The sequence below is a fragment of the Sulfitobacter sp. 15WGC genome (genome assembly GCF_005068605.1).
Classification (GTDB): domain Bacteria; phylum Pseudomonadota; class Alphaproteobacteria; order Rhodobacterales; family Rhodobacteraceae; genus Sulfitobacter; species Sulfitobacter faviae.
The window spans coordinates 48056-63735 of the sequence record NZ_SZNL01000016.1 but is presented as its reverse complement, the minus strand read 5'-3'; the positions used below and the strand labels follow the sequence as shown (position 1 = coordinate 63735).

Sequence of the window (15680 nt, the reverse complement as noted above, 5' to 3'; positions counted from 1 at the left end):
GGGGGGGCGGCGTTGGACATGGGCAGTAGGCTCCGAGTTTACGTCTTGCGGCCTACACCCGTGGGGCGCAGGCCGCTTTGATCTGCATCAATCCGCAGATTATTTGTCGTACCGGTTTAGTCGGCAGCGGCACCCTCGGCATCGACCGCAGCCTCGCCGCCGCCCAGACCGTGGACATAGGCGGTCACGGCGCGGACCTCGGCCTCGCCCAGACGGGCCTGCCACGGCGGCATCACCCCCATGCGCGGCGCTTTGAGTTGCCGCAGGATCGCCTCATGGCTGCCGCCGCGCAGCCAGATCGCATCGGCAAGGTTGGGCGCGCCCATCTCACGGTCGCCGAGGCCACGCTCCCCATGGCAGGCGCTACAGTTGTCGGCATAGACCTCTGCCCCCGCCAGCGCTGCGCCTGCGTCATGCTCAAGCCCCGAAAGGCTGCGCACGAAATGCACGGTGGCGTCGAGCTCGGCCTCCTCCATCCAATCAAACGGCGGCATCTCCGAGAAACGCGCGTCGGGGTCATCCTCGTTGCGGATGCCATGGCGCACGGTATAGGCGATATCCTCCATCGTGCCGCCCCAAAGCCAGTCATCGTCCAGAAGGTTGGGATAGCCCGAGGCCACCACCCCCCCTGCCCCCGCGCCGTGGCATTGCGAGCAATTGGCCGCAAAGACCGAGCGCCCGGCCTGTGTCGCGAAACGGTGCAGCTCTTCGTTGTCCTTCAGCACCGCCAGATCGACGTTGACGAGGCTTTCGGTCAAGTCGGCATTCGACAGGTCCACCCGCGCAATCTCGGCAGCGACTTCGCCACGGGTGGAATAGCCGAGCAGCCCCGCCGTCGCGCCTGAGACCATCGGCCAGGCGGGATAAAGGATGGTATAGATCACGCCCCAGACGACGGTGGCATAGAAGGTCCAGAGCCACCAGCGCGGCAGCGGCGTGTTCAGCTCTTCGATCCCGTCCCAACTGTGGCCTGTGGTCTCGGTCCCGGTGGCGGGGTCGATCTTGCGTTTATCGGTCATGTGCGGGCTCCGTCATTGCGGGCTTGATCGGGGTCGTCGTTGCGAAACGGGACGGCGGCGGCATCGTCGTGCAGGGCGCGCGAGCCGGGGCGAAAGGCCCAAGCAATGACGCCCAGAAAGATCAGCGTCAGGATCAACAGCGCCCAGCTATCAGCCAGTTCACGCAGGAAAGAATAGGTGTCCATTGCGGTCTCCTCAGCGGCTGGCGTCAGGCACGAAGGTCGAGAAATCGACCAGCGTTCCGAGCATTTGCAGATAGGCGATCAGGGCATCCATCTCGCTCACCCCCGGCTGGCCGTCGAAGTTGCGCACCTGCGCGCCGGGGTAGCGTTCCAACAGCCCGTCGTAATCGCCGAAAGGGTCGACCTGCACCCGGAAATCGCCACGGACATTTGCGATCATTTCATCATTATAGGGCACGCCGACCGTGCGGTGGGTGGCGACCAGATCGGTCACATCCTCAGGCTCAAGTTTGGCGTCCATCAGAAAGGCGTATTTCGGCATGACGCTTTCCGGCACCACCGATTGCGGGTCCATCAGGTGATCGACATGCCACTCATCCGAATAGCGCCCGCCGACGCGCGCCAGATCCGGCCCGGTGCGTTTGGAGCCCCATTGAAACGGGTGGTCATACATCGACTCGGCGGCGAGACTGTAGTGGCCGTAACGCTCCGTCTCATCGCGCATCGGGCGGATCATCTGGCTGTGGCAGACGTAGCAGCCCTCGCGCACATAGATCTCGCGCCCCGCCAGTTCCAGCGGCGAATAGGGGCGCATGCCCTCGACCTCTTCGATAGTATTCTCCAGCCAAAAGAGCGGCGCGATTTCGACGATCCCGCCGATGCTCACCACCCCGAGCGAGGCGATCAGCAGCAGTGTCGCGTTGCGCTCGAACCGCTGGTGAAAGGTGATGGCCTCCGTCTCGGGCGGCAGTTCGTTAGGAATTTTGCCCTTCTTCAGGCCTTCGCTAGCGGTCACGACTTTCGGGTCGTCAGCGGGGTCATAATTGGGGCTGTGGGGGTTCTTGGCCATTGATCTTACTCCGCTGGCAGGGCGACGGTGACGGGGCGGGCTTGCGGGGCGCGGATGGTCATCCACATGTTCCAGACCATCACCGCACCGCCCGCGAGGTAGAGAACCCCGCCCAGACCACGGACCACATACATTAGGAATTTCGCTTCGACGGTGTCGGCAAAGCTGTTGACGAGGAAGCCATTGGCATCGACCTCACGCCACATCAGCCCCTCCATGATGCCCGAGACCCACATCGACGCGGCGTAGAGCACGATCCCAAGGGTCGCGAGCCAGAAGTGCAGGTTGATCGCCGCCATGGAGTGCATCTGCGCCCGGCCCCAGAGCCGCGGGGTGAGGAAGTAGAGCGCACCAAAGGTGATGAGCCCGTTCCAACCAAGCGCGCCGGAATGCACATGGCCGATGGTCCAGTCGGTGTAGTGGCTGAGGCTGTTCACCGCGCGGATCGACATCATCGGCCCTTCGAAGGTGGACATGCCGTAGAAGGCGAGCGAGGCCACGAACATGCGGATGATCGGATCGGTGCGGATCTTGTCCCACGCGCCTTCGAGCGTCATCAGCCCGTTGATCATGCCGCCCCAGCTTGGCATCCACAGGATGATCGAGAACACCATCCCCAGCGTCGCCGCCCAATCGGGCAAAGCGGTGTAATGCAAGTGGTGCGGCCCCGCCCAGATATAGAGAAAGATCAGCGCCCAGAAGTGGATGATCGACAGTTTGTAGCTATAAACCGGACGGCCCGCCTGTTTCGGCACGAAGTAATACATCATGCCAAGGAAACCCGCCGTCAGGAAGAAACCCACCGCGTTGTGGCCGTACCACCATTGCGTCATCGCATCCTGCACGCCCGCAAAGACCTGCACCGATTTGGAGCCCCAGATCGACACCGGGATGGCGAGGTTATTGACCACATGCAGCATGGCCACGGTGATGATGAAGGCCAGAAAGAACCAGTTGGCGACATAGATATGCCGCTCACGCCGCTTCAGGATCGTGCCAAAGAATACGGCGAGGTAGACCAGCCAGACGATGGTGAGCCAGATGTCGACGTACCATTCCGGCTCGGCATATTCCTTGGATTGGGTCGCCCCCAGCAGATAGCCCGTGGCCGCCAGAACGATGAAAAGCTGATAGCCCCAAAAGACGAACCAAGCCGCGTTCCCACCCCAGAGCCGTGCCGAAGAGGTGCGCTGCACGATGTAGAAAGACGTAGCGATCAGGGCATTGCCGCCAAAGGCGAAGATCACCGCGCTGGTGTGCAGCGGACGCAGGCGGCCAAAGTTGGCATAGGGCTGCGCCCAGTCGATGTTCAGCGCGGGAAAGGCCAGTTGGAAGGCGATGAAGGTGCCGACCAAAAACCCCACCACGCCCCAAAAGGCGGTGGCGATGACGCCATAGCGAATGGGGCCATCCATATAGCCCTGCGGCGCTGCAGGCGCGACGGGCGCCGCGTCCTCGACAGGCATCCGGCGCAACTGCCAAAAAAACAACCCTGCGGCCACCAACATGACCAGCAGGGCGTGAACCATATAAGCCGGATCGCGCGCCCAATCCGCCCCGAGTGCTGCAAAGAACACTATAAGCGCAAGCACGATCAACTTGAGCGTATCGAACATATTCCGAATCCCTTCATCTTTGGGAGACGGATCGCATGGGCCCCAAGCCGCCGCTTTGATCTATGTCAAAACTCGGCGGATAAGCCTGCGAAGGGCGCGTTTTCGTAAGGCGACGGCCTAGCTTTTGGTCCGCGCCCCGCTGGGGTCATACATCGGTTTCAGACTGGCCTCGGCCCTGATCCGGCGGCCCGCCACGTCGATCTCATAGGTTGAGGCCAGCAGATCGGCGGGGCTTTCGCCCGCGCAGGGCACATAGCCCAGCCCGATCGCACCCCCTAAGTGATGGCCATAGTTGCCCGAGGTGAGATAGCCCACGATCGCCCCCTCCCGCAGGATCGGTTCAGCGTGGTAGAGCAGTGGCGCGGGGTCCGTCAGGCGGAATTGCAGCATCCGCAGCTTCAGCCCCTCTTCCTTTTTGCGCAGCACCGCGTCGCGGCCAATGAAATCCGGCTTGTCGGTCTTCACCGCAAAGCCCAAGCCCGCCTCCAGCACATGGTCCTCGCAGGTGATGTCATGGCCGAAGTGGCGAAAGCCCTTTTCGATCCGGCAACTGTCCATCGCATGCAGACCGCAAAGTTTCACGCCGAAAGCCGCGCCCGCTTCCATCAGCGCCTCAAAGACATGGCCTGCCATCTCGGCGCTGACGTAAAGCTCCCAGCCCAGTTCGCCCACATAGGACACCCGATGCGCCCGGGCGAGGCCCATGCCGATCTCGATCTCGCGCGCCATGCCAAAGGGATGGGTGTCATTCGAGAAGTCATTGGGAGAGACCGCCTGCAAGACCTCTCGCGCCTTCGGCCCCATAATCGCGAGCACCGCCTCACCCGCCGTAACATCGGTGATCACCACCATCCGGTCGCCAGCATGGCGGCGCAGCCATGTCTCATCCGCCAGCCGCGTCGCCGCCGGGGTGACGACGAGATAGGCGGTCTCGCTCAGCCGGGTCACGGTGACATCCGCCTCGATCCCGCCGCGAGGGTTGAGGAACTGGGTATAGACGATCTTGCCCACCGGCACCGCCATCTGCGCGCCGCAGACGTGGTTTATGAAAGCCTCGGCCTCTGGCCCCTCGACGCGGATTTTGCCGAAAGACGACATATCGTAAAGCCCCACGCCCGCGCGGATGGCGGCATGTTCGGCGGCTTGATTGTCGAACCAATTCTGCCGGCCCCAGCCATAGCGATATTCGCGCGGCTGCCCGGGATCGGCGAACCAATTGGCCCGCTCCCAGCCTGCGAATTCGCCCATGACCGCGCCATGCTCCAGCAGATGCGCATGGAGCGGGCTGCGCCTAATGCCCCGCGCAGTAGCCTTCTGGCGGTAGGGGAAGTGATCGGCATAGAGCAGCCCCAGCGTTTCGGTCGACCGTTCCGCCAGATAGGTCTTGTTGCCCTGAAACGGCTGCATCCGCGCGATGTCCACATCGCCCAGATCGAAGGGTTTCTGCCCGTCCTCCATCCACTGCGCCAGCGCCATGCCCGCCCCACCTGCCGATTGGATGCCGATGGAATTGAACCCGGCGGCGACCCAGACATTGTCCATCTCGGGCGCTTGACCGAGGTGATAGGCATCGTCGGGGGTGAAACTTTCGGGGCCGTTGAAAAAGGTATGAATTCCCGCCTCCGCGAGCAGCGGCAGCCGTTTGACCGCCATCTCGAGGATCGGCTCGAAATGGTCGAAATCCTCGGGCAATTGATCGAACTCGAAATTTTCGGGGATGCCGTCCAGCGCCCAAGGTTTGGCCACGGGTTCGAAAGCGCCGAGCAGGATCTTCCCCGCATCCTCTTTGTAATAGGCGTATTCATCGGGGATGCGCAGCACCGGCAACTCGTGCAAGCCCGGCACAGCCTCGGTGACGATATAGAAATGCTCACAGGCTTGCAGCGGCACGTTGCTGCCCAGCATCCGGCCCAGCTCGCGCCCCCACATGCCCGCGCAGTTGATGACATGTTCGGCCTCGATCCGGCCCCTGCTGCCATCCTCCCCGGCCCAGTCCACCGCCGTGATCCGACGCCCCGCGCGGGCGACCCCCGTCGCCCTGACCCGCTCGGCCACCACCGCGCCACGCGCCCGGCGCCCTTGGCCAAGCAGCGCAATATTGGCCGGATCGCCCTGCCCGTCTTTCGGCAAATAGACCGCGCCGGTCATGCCCTCGGTCTTCACATGGGGGTATCTCGCGCAGACCTCTTCGGGGGTGATCTCTTCGACCTCGACGCCAAAGGCGCGGGCCATGGCGGCTTGACGCAAGATCTCCTCGCGCCGCGCGGGCGTCAGGGCGGCGGTGATCGAGCCCACGCGTTTGAAGCCGGTGGCGACCCCGGTTTCCCCCTCCAACGCGCTGTAGAGTTCTTGGGAGTATTTCGCCAGCCGCGTCATGTTCTGCGTCGCGCGCAGCTGCGCGATCAGCCCCGCCGCGTGCCATGTAGTGCCGGAGGTCAGTTGTTTGCGCTCCAGCAGTACCACATCGGTCCAGCCGAGCTTTGTTAGATGATAGGCGACCGAACAGCCGATCACGCCACCGCCAATGATCACCGCGCGGGCCTTGGAAGGCAGCTGTCCCATCTCAGACCTCCTGCGCGCGGATGCGCGTGTTTTCGCGGTCCCAAAGCGGGGTGTCGGGCTGCACCGTGGCGCGGTAGCTTTGGCCATAGATTTCGACGGTAAGTTCAGTGCCCGGCACGGCAGCCTCGGCCCGCACGACGCCGAGGGCGATAGAGGCATCGACCCGGTAACCATAGCCGCCACTGGTCACCTCGCCCACGGCACCTCCATTCAGGCGCAGCGTGGCCATCGGCGGCGCATCTTGCGGGTTGCCTTCGACCACCAGCGTCACGAAGCGGCGCCGCGGCCCTGCGTCCCGTTCGGCGATCAGCGCCTCCTTCCCCGGAAATGCCTCCAGCTTATCAAGACGCAGGAAACGGTCCAATCCGGCCTCTAACAACGTATACTCCTGCGAGAGATCTCCCTTCCACGTTCGATACCCCTTTTCCAGGCGCATGGAATTGAGCGCGAACATCCCAAAGCGCGTGGCCCCGCCCGCGATGACCGCGTCATAGATCGCGGGCATGTCTTCGGGGGCCGCGTGGATTTCCCAGCCCAACTCGCCCGCGAAACAGACCCGGGCGAGCAGCGCAGGCTTGCCCTTTACCGACGCCTCTTGATGGCTGAGCCACGGCAGCGCCAGATCGGCCTCCGGGGCCAGCGGCGCCAGCAGGGCGCGGGATTTCGGGCCGCATAGGATCAGGGTCGAGACCGCATCGGTTCGATCCGTCAGGCTGATCTCGCCTTCTTGGGGCAACGCATCGCGCAGCAATTCATAGTCATGCCATTGCGCGGGAGCGGCGGTGATCAGGGTGAAGTCATCCTCAGCATGGCGCAGGATCGACATCTCGGTCAGCACCCGGCCCCGGCTGTCGGGGAAATAGCCCAGCGTCATCCGCCCGACCTTGGGAAGCGCCCCCGCAATCCGGCCCCGCAGCCATTCCGCCGCCCCCGGCCCCGCAAGCGCAAAACGCGAGAACCCCGGTAGATCGAGCACGCCCGCATGGTCGCGCACCGCCGCGACCTCCTCACGGACCCGCGCCGCCCACGGGCCGTCCCGGTCCCATGTCTGGGTCGCGGCCTCGGCGGTGTCATCACCGGGTTTGGCGAACCAATTCGCCCGCTCCCACCCGTTGTAGGCCCCCATCTGACCGCCCGCGTCGCGCAAACGGTCGTGCAGCGGCGACAGCTTCTTGTCGCGCCCGGCGGGCCATGCGTGATGCGGGAAATGCATCGCATATTCATGGCCATAGGTCTCAAGCGCCTTGGCGAGAGTGTAGTCGTGATCGGCATGGGCGGTGTAGCGGCGCGGGTCGACATCCCACATGTCCCACTCCGTTTCACCTTGCGTGATCCATTCGGCCATGACCTTGCCCGCGCCGCCGCCTTGCGCGATGCCAAAGGTAAAGCTATGCGCCTCGAAAGCGTTCGGCACGCCGGGCATCGGGCCCAGCATCGGCAGCCCATCGGGCGCATAGGGGATCGGCCCGTTGATCATCCGCCCCACACCGCTCTGGCCCAACAGCGGCATCCGCGCCATGGCGTCTTCGATATACCATTCCAGCCGATCCAGATCGTCGGGATAAAGCTGAAAGCTGAAATCCTCGGGCATCGGATCCTCGGGGGTGATCCAATGCGCCTTGCAGTTGCGCTCATAGGGGCCGAGGTTCAGGCCGTTCTTGTCCTGCCGCAGGTAGTAGGAACTGTCCACATCGCGGACCATTGGCATCTTATGGCCCTTCTCGGCGGTCCAAGCGGCAAGCTCGGGGTTTTCCTCGGTCAGGAAATACTGATGGCTCATCACCACCGCGGGCACCCGGCGGCCCCCATGGGGGCGGAACCATTCGCCCACCCGTTGCGCGTAGTAGCCAGCAGCGTTGACCACCTTCTCGCAGCGGATCGCGCCCTTATCGGTATGGACGATCCATTCATCCCTTTCGCGGTCTATCCCGGTCGCGGAGGTGAAACGATGGATCGCCGCGCCCGCCTCGCGCGCCCCTTTGGCAAGGGCTTGGGTCAGCTGCGCCGGGTCGATGTCCCCATCCAAGGGATCCCACAGCCCGCCTGCCAAATCGTGCAACTCTATGAAAGGGTTGTGTTCCTTCAATTCGGCGGGGGTGCACATCTCCATCCCCAGCCCCTGCGCGCGGGCCATGGAGGCGACATGTTCGAACTCCTGCATCCGCTCGCGACTATGCGCGAGCCGCAGCGCCCCGGTGACATGATAATTGATCGGATAGCCGACCGCCTCCCCCAAACCGCGGTACATCTCAAGCCCGTAGCGCTGCATGTTCATCACCGCCCAAGAGTTCGAGAAATTCGGACAGTTGCCCGCCGCATGCCAGGTAGAGCCTGCGGTGAGTTCATTCTTTTCCAGCAGGACGCAATCGGTCCACCCCGCGCGGGCGAGGTGATAGAGGGCCGAGACCCCAACCACGCCGCCGCCGATGATCACCACCCGTGCCGTTGTCGGAAAATCAGCCACATGCACCTCCTATCGCCATGCACCGCCAAAGGGCTGGCCAGAGGCGCCCCCGGACAGTTTGTAATTGTTCGAATTGATGAAAATCCGGTTCAGTAAACCGGGGGAGAGATCACCCAGACCACCACGGCGGGCGTGTCGTAGGGGTTGTCCCAAGTGTAATATTCGCCCCGAATGCGAAAGCTGTCGCCGGGGCCGACGGTAAAGCGGCGTTCCGCGATCGTGAGGTTCAACCGGCCCGAGATGACGAAACCGACCTCCTGCGTTTCGCGCCTGACGGGCGCTTCCAGCCCTGAATAGGCGGCAAAGGTCGAGTGGATCACCTCGAAACTGTCGGTGAGATCGGGCGAAAGCAGTTCTTCCGTCAACCCATTGGCCGCACTTCCCATGGCGCGCCGCGCCCCGGCCCGTACGACATAGCCACGTTCTTCGGGGCTTACCGTCGCTTCGCCAAAAAGTAGCGAGATCGGCACATCCAAGATCTCGGCGATGCGGCGCAGGTCGGCGATGGAGGGGGTCGAGATGTCGCGTTCGATCTGACTGACCCAGCCGACCGACCGGCCCAAAGCCTCGGCCAGATCCGTGAGGGTCAGTTTGCGCCCCTTGCGGATCGCCCGTAGGTCGGCCCCCAGAGAGCGCGGCCCCACGGCCTCCGCCCCGGGTCTTTTCGCTCCGGTCATGTGAAATTTTCCTCCATTTTTTCACTCTGGCGCGGAATTCGGCGTCTGGCAAGGGGGGCTCCTTTCATACAGAAGGGGATTGCAGGCGGGGTTAAGACCGCCCTTTCCAAGGGACCAGCAACCGCTCAGCCTTGCGCATCAGCATGTCGATGCCGAACCCGATGATGCCGATCAGGATGATCCCCATAAGCACGATGTCGGTCAGCTGGAATTTGGAGGCGACCATGATCATCATCCCCGCCCCCTTCTCTGCCGCGACCAGTTCGGCGGCGACCACCGTGCCCCAGCAGACCCCCATCGCCACCCGCGCACCGGTAAAAATCTCGGGCAGCGAGTTTGGCACGATGACATGGCGCATGATCTGCGCCTTGGACGCGCCCAGCGAATAAGCCGCATGGACCTTGGTGATATTCACCCCCGACACGCCCGAGCGCGCAGCAATGGCCATGATCCACAGCGCCGCGAGGAACAGCAGGATGATCTTGCCCACCTCACCGATCCCCGCCCAGATGATCACCAGCGGGATCAAGGCAAGCGGCGGCACCGGGCGCATGAATTCGACAATCGGATCGAACCAGCCCCGAAACCAGCCCGACAGCCCCATGGCATAGCCCAGCGGAATGCCCACCAGCGCTCCAAGGGCGAACCCCACGACCACGCGGAACAGCGAATAGCCCAGATGCTCCCACAGGGTGCTGTCGCGGTAGCCTTGGCTTGAGATTTCAGCAAGGCGGGAGACCACGGCTTCGGGGGGCGGCAGCCAGATCGGCTCCATCTGCCAGCCCTTGGCGGGCTCGAAGTTCAGCGTGCCTTTGGGTGACATGCCCACGCGGCCAAACTCGGTCTGCACCTCGCCACCGGGCGCGATCTCCTGCCCATTCACGGCGACGACCCGGTGCCCGAGATCGCGGCCCTTCTCGTCATTCTTATCAACACGCAATAGCCCTGAGCGCCAAGCGCCGATGGTGAAAGCGTCATTCTTGGCCCAGCCTTCGCCGGGATCGACCTGCGGCGTCTCGGCGTCTTCGCCCACCGGATGCACCAGCACCGTGATCGTGCCGTCATCGCGGGAGCCGTCATCGGCCTCGGCAGTATAGGTCAGCTCGGCAAGCCCCTCAAACGGGCCGGGCGCATGCAAAAATCGGGGCAGCAGGGATGAGCCGGTGAACGCGCCCCACAGCAAGAAGATCGTCAAGATCGAGATCACGCTGGCGGTGCGGTTCGACGTCACCGCGCTTTCGTCGCCAAAGGTTACCGTTTTACGCGCCGCAAAGCCGCTGGCTGTCTGATCGACGACCAAGCGGACAAGGAAAAAGGAAAGCGCGAAGATAACGATATAAATAAGCAGGATCAACATCATGCCTCCTCCGTCCGGCCCATGATCTCTTCCTCCATGTCCCAGATCATACCGAGGATTTCCTCGCGCCTTTCGGCGAATTCCGGGTGTTTCTTGACCTCACGCAGGTCTTGCCCCACGCCCAGATCGGCAAAGGGCAGACGGTATTCGCGGTGAATGCGCCCCGGGCGCGGCGCCATGACCAGAAGCCGCTCGCCGAGCAGCAGCGCCTCTTCGACCGAATGGGTGATCAGGATGATGGTCTTGCCGGTCTCTTTCCACAGTTTCAGGACGAGGCTTTGCATCTTTTCGCGGGTCAGCGCGTCCAGCGCGCCCAAGGGTTCGTCCATCAAGATCACATCGGGGTCATTCGCCAGACAGCGCGCCAGCGCCACCCGCTGCTGCATCCCGCCTGAGAGCTCATAGATCGCCTTTTCCTTGAAATCGCCCAGCCCGACGATATCGAGCAGATGGTCAACCTCGGCCCCGTACTGCTTTTCGCCCTGCCCCTTCATGCGCGGACCAAAGCTCACGTTTTCGCGCACCGACATCCACTCGAAAAGCGCGCCCTGTTGAAAGACCATGCCACGCTCGGCATCCGGCCCCGTGACACTATGGCCGTTCATCACGATCTCGCCCGAACTCGGGGCAAGGAAACCCGCCACGATATTGAGCAGCGTCGTCTTGCCACAGCCCGAGGGGCCAAGGACCGACATCAACTCCCCCTCCGCAAGGTCAAGCGATACGTCCTCAAGCGCCTGCACATGACTGCCATTGGGCAGATCAAACCGCATCGACAGGTTTTCGATTTTCAATCCCGACATGCTGCCCCGCTGCTTATTGGTTTATCGGCGCGCCCCATCTGCCGGTGCCTCGCAATCAGGCACCGGGCTGCAACGGGGCGGCCTTATTTTGCGCCGCTTGGCCTACATTTCGCTCGCCGCTTGCAGCGGGCCGGTGTTCACCGCGTCTTCATAGCTGTCGAGCGCACCGTCGATCGCGCCTGCTTCGACAAAGACATCGGCCACGCCTTTCATAAACTCCTGCGCGCCCCCGCCGAGCCATTTCTCACCCATCTGCTCATCAACCGACGGGAAAGAGAATGTCGCGATGGTTTCCATCGTGGCGTCCTCGTCCATACCTGCGTCCTTGGCGATGACAGGCAGCATCTTGTCGCGGTTGGCCTCATCCGCCCACATCGCGTTTGCCTCGGCCGTCACGCTCAGGAAGGCGGCAACCGTGTCAGAGTTCTCGGCCACCCAAGAGGCCGGGCCGGAGGTCACGTCGAAAACGAGGATGCCCAGATCTTCCTTCTCCGCGCCGGTCAGAAGGATATTGCCATGTTCCATCATCCGGCGCAGCGACCCACCCCAGCCGCAGGCCATATCGACCGATCCCTGTGCGATGGCCGCGGCCCCATCTGGCGGCGCCATATCCACCACGTCGAGCGACCCAACATCGACGCCGAAGTGGTTCATTTGTTTAAGGAAACCGTAATGCGCAGCCGTGCCAAGCGGCACCGCGACCTTCTTGCCCGCCAGTTCCTCGGTAGAGGATTTGTCGATCTCCAGCGCCTCGCGCACGACGCAGTTATCATTCTCGGAGTAGCTGACCGCGACATCGAGAATTTGCAGGTCTTGCCCCGCCGACGTGGCGACCACGAAGGGCGGCACGCCTTGGCTCAGCGACAACTGCACATCCCCCGAGGCCATCGCCGCCGACATGGCGGTGCCGGAATCGAAGCTCACCCAATTTACCGTCGTGCCGAGCGCTTCGTCATACATCCCCTCCGCCTTGGCGTATTGGAACGGCATCGGCCATTCGAGGAAATACCCAACGGTCAGATCCTGCGCGGCGGATTGGCTGACCCCCAGCACAAGCAGGCTGGCGGCGGTGCCCATCAGTTTCACGGTCTTCATGATAGTCTCCCTTGGTTTGTTATGGTCGCGTCTTGCAGTCGAACTCCCGTTCACATGGATCGCCACCATCGGCCCTGTCAGACATCAGGAAGGGCAAGCCCCGGGTCATGTGAAAAAATCCCTCACGATTTCACGATACGGGCGGAACTGAACTTTTCAACAATTTTCTCACGCCGCAGCGCAACATAATTTCAATGTTAAGAAGTATGCGTAGAAATGTGCCAGAACGCGCGTTACCTGCAAGAACTACGCGGAATTTCTAAACAGAAATTTAATGGTTTTAGCTGACCGTCAGCCTCAACCCAATGATTAGGGGAGTTTTAACCAGTCAACATGCCCCGGCCCTGGCCGGGGCGCTCTTGACCCGCGGAGGCCCGGGTCAAGTCTATCAATACGATTCTAGAATAAGCGCTTACCAGGAGGTGATGACCGTGCCCTGATAGCTTTCATCGATGAAGGTTTTGATCTCATCGGAGTGATAGGCCTTGAGCAATGTCTCAACCCATGCCGCGTCCTCGTCGCCCTTGCGGACGGCGATGACGTTCACATATGGGTTCTCGGCGCTTTCCATCGCGATGGAATCTTCCTTGGGGCTGAGGCCCGAGGCAATCGCGTAGTTGGTGTTGATCAAAGCCGCGTCCAGATCGGCCAGCGAACGCGGCAGTTGCGCGGCGTCGAGCTCCTTGAAAGACAGGTCCTTGGGGTTCTCGGTGATGTCGAGGACGGTCGGCACCAGACCTGCGGCCTCATCGACTTTGATCAACCCGAGTTCTTGCAGAACCAACAGCGCGCGGCCACCGTTCGTGGGATCGTTCGGAATGCCGAATGTCGCGCCTTCTTCGAGATCGGCAAGATCGGTGATCTTGTCGGAATAGACGCCCATCGGGGTGGTGATCGTGTTGCCGACCACGCTCAGTTCAAAGCCGCGGTCTTTCATCTGCGCTTCGAGATAGGGCACGTGCTGGAAAGAGTTCGCCTGAATGTCGCCATCGGCCAGCGCTTGGTTCGGCACCACATAGTCAGAGAATTCGACCACATCGATTTCAAGGCCCATAGGCTCCGCGATGCGGGCGACTTCTTCCATGATTTCGGCATGTTCGCCGGGCGAAACGCCGACTTTGATTTCCTCGGCGGCAAGGCCGGTGGCCATCAGCGCCAGAACGGAGGTGAGTGTTGTAAGACGAAGCATAGTAGTCTCCTTAGATTGAGAGAACGGATGTAAGGCGCGGCCTATTGACCGCCACTTTTGGTGGCCCGTTTATCCACGGCGCTGGCGATACGCTCGCCAATGGACTGCACAAGCTGCACCAGAACGATGAGGATGATCACGACAATCGCCATGACATCGGGCATAAACCTCTGATATCCATAGCGGATACCCAGATCGCCGAGACCTTCGCCGCCCACGGCGCCGACCATGGCGGAGTAACCGATGAGGCTCACGATGGCGAGGGTCAGGCCCAGTGTGATGCCGGGCAGCGCCTCGGGCAGCAGCACCTTGCGGATGATTTGCAGCGGCGTCGCACCCATGGCGCGGGCGGCTTCGATCAGGCCGGAATCGACCTCGCGGATGGCGTTTTCCACCAGCCGGGCGATGAAAGGCACCGTGGCGATGGTCAGCGGCACGATCGCCGCCGTGGTGCCGATCGAGGTGCCAGCGATCATGCGGGTGAAGGGAATGATGGCCACGACCAGAATGATGAACGGCACGGAGCGCGTGGCGTTCACCACCAGCCCCAACACCTTGTTCACCCATGGCGACGACAGCAGTTCCCCGCGTTGCGATGTGGCCAGAAACAGCCCCAGCGGCAGGCCGAAGAGCGTGCCGAGGATGGCCGAAATCGCCACCATGTAAAGGGTTTGACCGGTGGCTTCGATCAATAGGTTAATCAGATTAGCCGACATAGCCCAGCACCTCCGTCAGAAGCCCGTGTTGTTCCAAAAAGGCCCGCGCTTGGGCGGCCTGCGCCACGGGCATCGACACCAGCAGGTTGCCGAAGGGCCGCGTGCCGATCTCTTCCACCGCGCCGGCAAGGATATTGACCGGAATGCCCATCTCTTGCGTCAATCGCGCCAGCATCGGATCGGTGGCATGGGTGCCCGCAAAGGTGACGCGGATGACCTCCTCGCCCCCTGCCGCGGGCGGGGTTCGGGTCAGGCGGTCTTTGACGAAGGCAGGCAGGGTGACGCCCGTCACGCCCGACAGGAAGGACCGCGTCGTCGCATGTTGCGGCGCGGTGAAGATGTCATAGGTCTCCCCATGCTCCACGATGCGGCCCGCGTCGATCACTGCCACATGGCTCGCGATGTCGCGCACCACGGCCATCTCATGGGTGATCAGCAGGATCGTCAGCCCCAGATCGCGGTTGATGTCCTTCAAAAGCGCCAGAACCGTTTGGGTGGTTTCGGGGTCGAGCGCCGATGTCGCCTCATCCGAAAGCAGCACCTTCGGCCCGGTGGCCAAGGCCCGCGCGATGCCGATGCGCTGTTTCTGCCCGCCCGAAAGCTCCGCCGGATAGCGCCCGGCCTGCGCGCTCAGACCGACACGGTCGATCAGGTCCGCCACGCGCGGCTTGATCTGCGCGCTCGGCATTCCCGCCACTTCGAGCGGCAGCGCGATATTGCCCGCCACAGTGCGTGAAGACAGCAGGTTAAAGTGTTGAAAAATCATGCCAACGTCACGGCGTATCGCGCGCAGCTTGCCGCCCTTGGCGCTGCCAACATCCTCACCCCCGACCAGCACTTTGCCGGTCGTCGGACGCTCCAACCCGTTGACCATCCGCAGCAGGGTCGACTTGCCCGCCCCCGAACGCCCGATGATCCCGGTGATGGAGCCGGGCGCCACGTCGAGGGAAATCCCTTCGAGCGCGTTCACGGTCGCACCGCCCGCTTTGGTAAAGGCCTTGCCGACCTTGTCAAAGGCGATCGAGGCGCCTTCTGTAGTGATATCAGTCATTTTCCGTCCGGATCGGGGTGGGTTTCGAGTGGTGCCCCCGTAGATAGAACCCCTGCGGGCGATGCAAGGCATGATCATGCATAGCTGCCTTGTTTCTCG

At 62.6% G+C, this 15680-nt stretch carries 13 protein-coding genes; all 13 read right to left on the bottom strand.

Translation table 11 applies throughout. The annotated features are described in order from the left end of the window. Positions 1-116: 116 nt before the first annotated feature. The 13 genes from ccoP to FCK22_RS13785 all read right to left on the bottom strand — a co-directional run bounded on the left by ccoP (position 117) and on the right by FCK22_RS13785 (position 15581). Positions 117-1019, bottom strand: coding sequence for a cytochrome-c oxidase, cbb3-type subunit III (gene ccoP, locus FCK22_RS13845; RefSeq protein WP_067262874.1), 903 nt, complete (start codon positions 1017-1019; stop codon positions 117-119). Continuing rightward, complete coding sequence (locus FCK22_RS13840; RefSeq protein ID WP_136720504.1) at positions 1016-1204, bottom strand: cbb3-type cytochrome c oxidase subunit 3; 189 nt, start codon at positions 1202-1204, stop codon at positions 1016-1018. The genes ccoP and FCK22_RS13840 overlap by 4 nt, the downstream gene beginning before the upstream one ends. A gap of 10 nt (positions 1205-1214) precedes the next feature. Continuing rightward, on the bottom strand, positions 1215-2051 hold the full coding sequence (gene ccoO / locus FCK22_RS13835) for a cytochrome-c oxidase, cbb3-type subunit II (protein WP_209273759.1): 837 nt from the start codon (positions 2049-2051) through the stop codon (positions 1215-1217). Positions 2052-2056: 5 nt separating this feature from the next. Next, entirely contained in the window at positions 2057-3667 is a 1611-nt protein-coding gene (gene ccoN, locus FCK22_RS13830; protein WP_067262871.1) for a cytochrome-c oxidase, cbb3-type subunit I, read from the bottom strand. A 117-nt stretch (positions 3668-3784) separates the two neighbouring features. Continuing rightward, on the bottom strand, positions 3785-6229 hold the full coding sequence (locus tag FCK22_RS13825) for an FAD-dependent oxidoreductase (RefSeq protein WP_136720503.1): 2445 nt from the start codon (positions 6227-6229) through the stop codon (positions 3785-3787). 1 nt (position 6230) lies between these two features. Beyond that, entirely contained in the window at positions 6231-8693 is a 2463-nt protein-coding gene (locus FCK22_RS13820; RefSeq protein WP_136720502.1) for an FAD-dependent oxidoreductase, read from the bottom strand. An 89-nt stretch (positions 8694-8782) separates the two neighbouring features. Next, positions 8783-9370, bottom strand: coding sequence for an XRE family transcriptional regulator (locus FCK22_RS13815; protein ID WP_067266236.1), 588 nt, complete (start codon positions 9368-9370; stop codon positions 8783-8785). Between the two features lie 91 nt (positions 9371-9461). Then, the gene (locus FCK22_RS13810) at positions 9462-10727 is read right to left on the bottom strand and encodes an ABC transporter permease subunit (protein WP_067266238.1); all 1266 of its coding nucleotides are present in this window, start codon (positions 10725-10727) and stop codon (positions 9462-9464) included. After that, positions 10727-11530: an ABC transporter ATP-binding protein gene (locus FCK22_RS13805; protein WP_067266249.1), complete on the bottom strand. Its 804-nt coding sequence runs from the start codon at positions 11528-11530 to the stop codon at positions 10727-10729. Before FCK22_RS13805 ends, FCK22_RS13810 begins: the two co-directional genes overlap by 1 nt. A 102-nt stretch (positions 11531-11632) precedes the next feature. Beyond that, complete coding sequence (locus tag FCK22_RS13800; protein WP_067266251.1) at positions 11633-12625, bottom strand: ABC transporter substrate-binding protein; 993 nt, start codon at positions 12623-12625, stop codon at positions 11633-11635. A gap of 412 nt (positions 12626-13037) precedes the next feature. Further along, positions 13038-13814, bottom strand: a complete 777-nt coding sequence (locus FCK22_RS13795) for a MetQ/NlpA family ABC transporter substrate-binding protein (RefSeq protein WP_067266253.1) — start codon at positions 13812-13814, stop codon at positions 13038-13040. Between the two features lie 41 nt (positions 13815-13855). Continuing rightward, complete coding sequence (locus FCK22_RS13790; protein ID WP_067266255.1) at positions 13856-14530, bottom strand: methionine ABC transporter permease; 675 nt, start codon at positions 14528-14530, stop codon at positions 13856-13858. Continuing rightward, complete coding sequence (locus FCK22_RS13785) at positions 14520-15581, bottom strand: methionine ABC transporter ATP-binding protein (protein ID WP_067266257.1); 1062 nt, start codon at positions 15579-15581, stop codon at positions 14520-14522. The genes FCK22_RS13790 and FCK22_RS13785 overlap by 11 nt, the downstream gene beginning before the upstream one ends. Between the last annotated feature and the right edge of the window lie 99 nt (positions 15582-15680).

Excerpts from the sequence above, each read along its gene's own strand:
- ccoP (WP_067262874.1), bottom strand. The coding sequence starts at position 1,019 with ATGACCGATAAACGCAAGATCGACCCCGCCACCGGGACCGAGACCACA.
- FCK22_RS13840 (WP_136720504.1), bottom strand. The coding sequence starts at position 1,204 with ATGGACACCTATTCTTTCCTGCGTGAACTGGCTGATAGCTGGGCGCTG.
- ccoO (WP_209273759.1), bottom strand. The coding sequence starts at position 2,051 with ATGGCCAAGAACCCCCACAGCCCCAATTATGACCCCGCTGACGACCCG.
- ccoN (WP_067262871.1), bottom strand. The coding sequence starts at position 3,667 with ATGTTCGATACGCTCAAGTTGATCGTGCTTGCGCTTATAGTGTTCTTT.
- FCK22_RS13825 (WP_136720503.1), bottom strand. The coding sequence starts at position 6,229 with ATGGGACAGCTGCCTTCCAAGGCCCGCGCGGTGATCATTGGCGGTGGC.
- FCK22_RS13815 (WP_067266236.1), bottom strand. The coding sequence starts at position 9,370 with ATGACCGGAGCGAAAAGACCCGGGGCGGAGGCCGTGGGGCCGCGCTCT.
- FCK22_RS13810 (WP_067266238.1), bottom strand. The coding sequence starts at position 10,727 with ATGTTGATCCTGCTTATTTATATCGTTATCTTCGCGCTTTCCTTTTTC.
- FCK22_RS13805 (WP_067266249.1), bottom strand. The coding sequence starts at position 11,530 with ATGTCGGGATTGAAAATCGAAAACCTGTCGATGCGGTTTGATCTGCCC.
- FCK22_RS13800 (WP_067266251.1), bottom strand. The coding sequence starts at position 12,625 with ATGAAGACCGTGAAACTGATGGGCACCGCCGCCAGCCTGCTTGTGCTG.
- FCK22_RS13795 (WP_067266253.1), bottom strand. The coding sequence starts at position 13,814 with ATGCTTCGTCTTACAACACTCACCTCCGTTCTGGCGCTGATGGCCACC.
- FCK22_RS13790 (WP_067266255.1), bottom strand. The coding sequence starts at position 14,530 with ATGTCGGCTAATCTGATTAACCTATTGATCGAAGCCACCGGTCAAACC.
- FCK22_RS13785 (WP_067266257.1), bottom strand. The coding sequence starts at position 15,581 with ATGACTGATATCACTACAGAAGGCGCCTCGATCGCCTTTGACAAGGTC.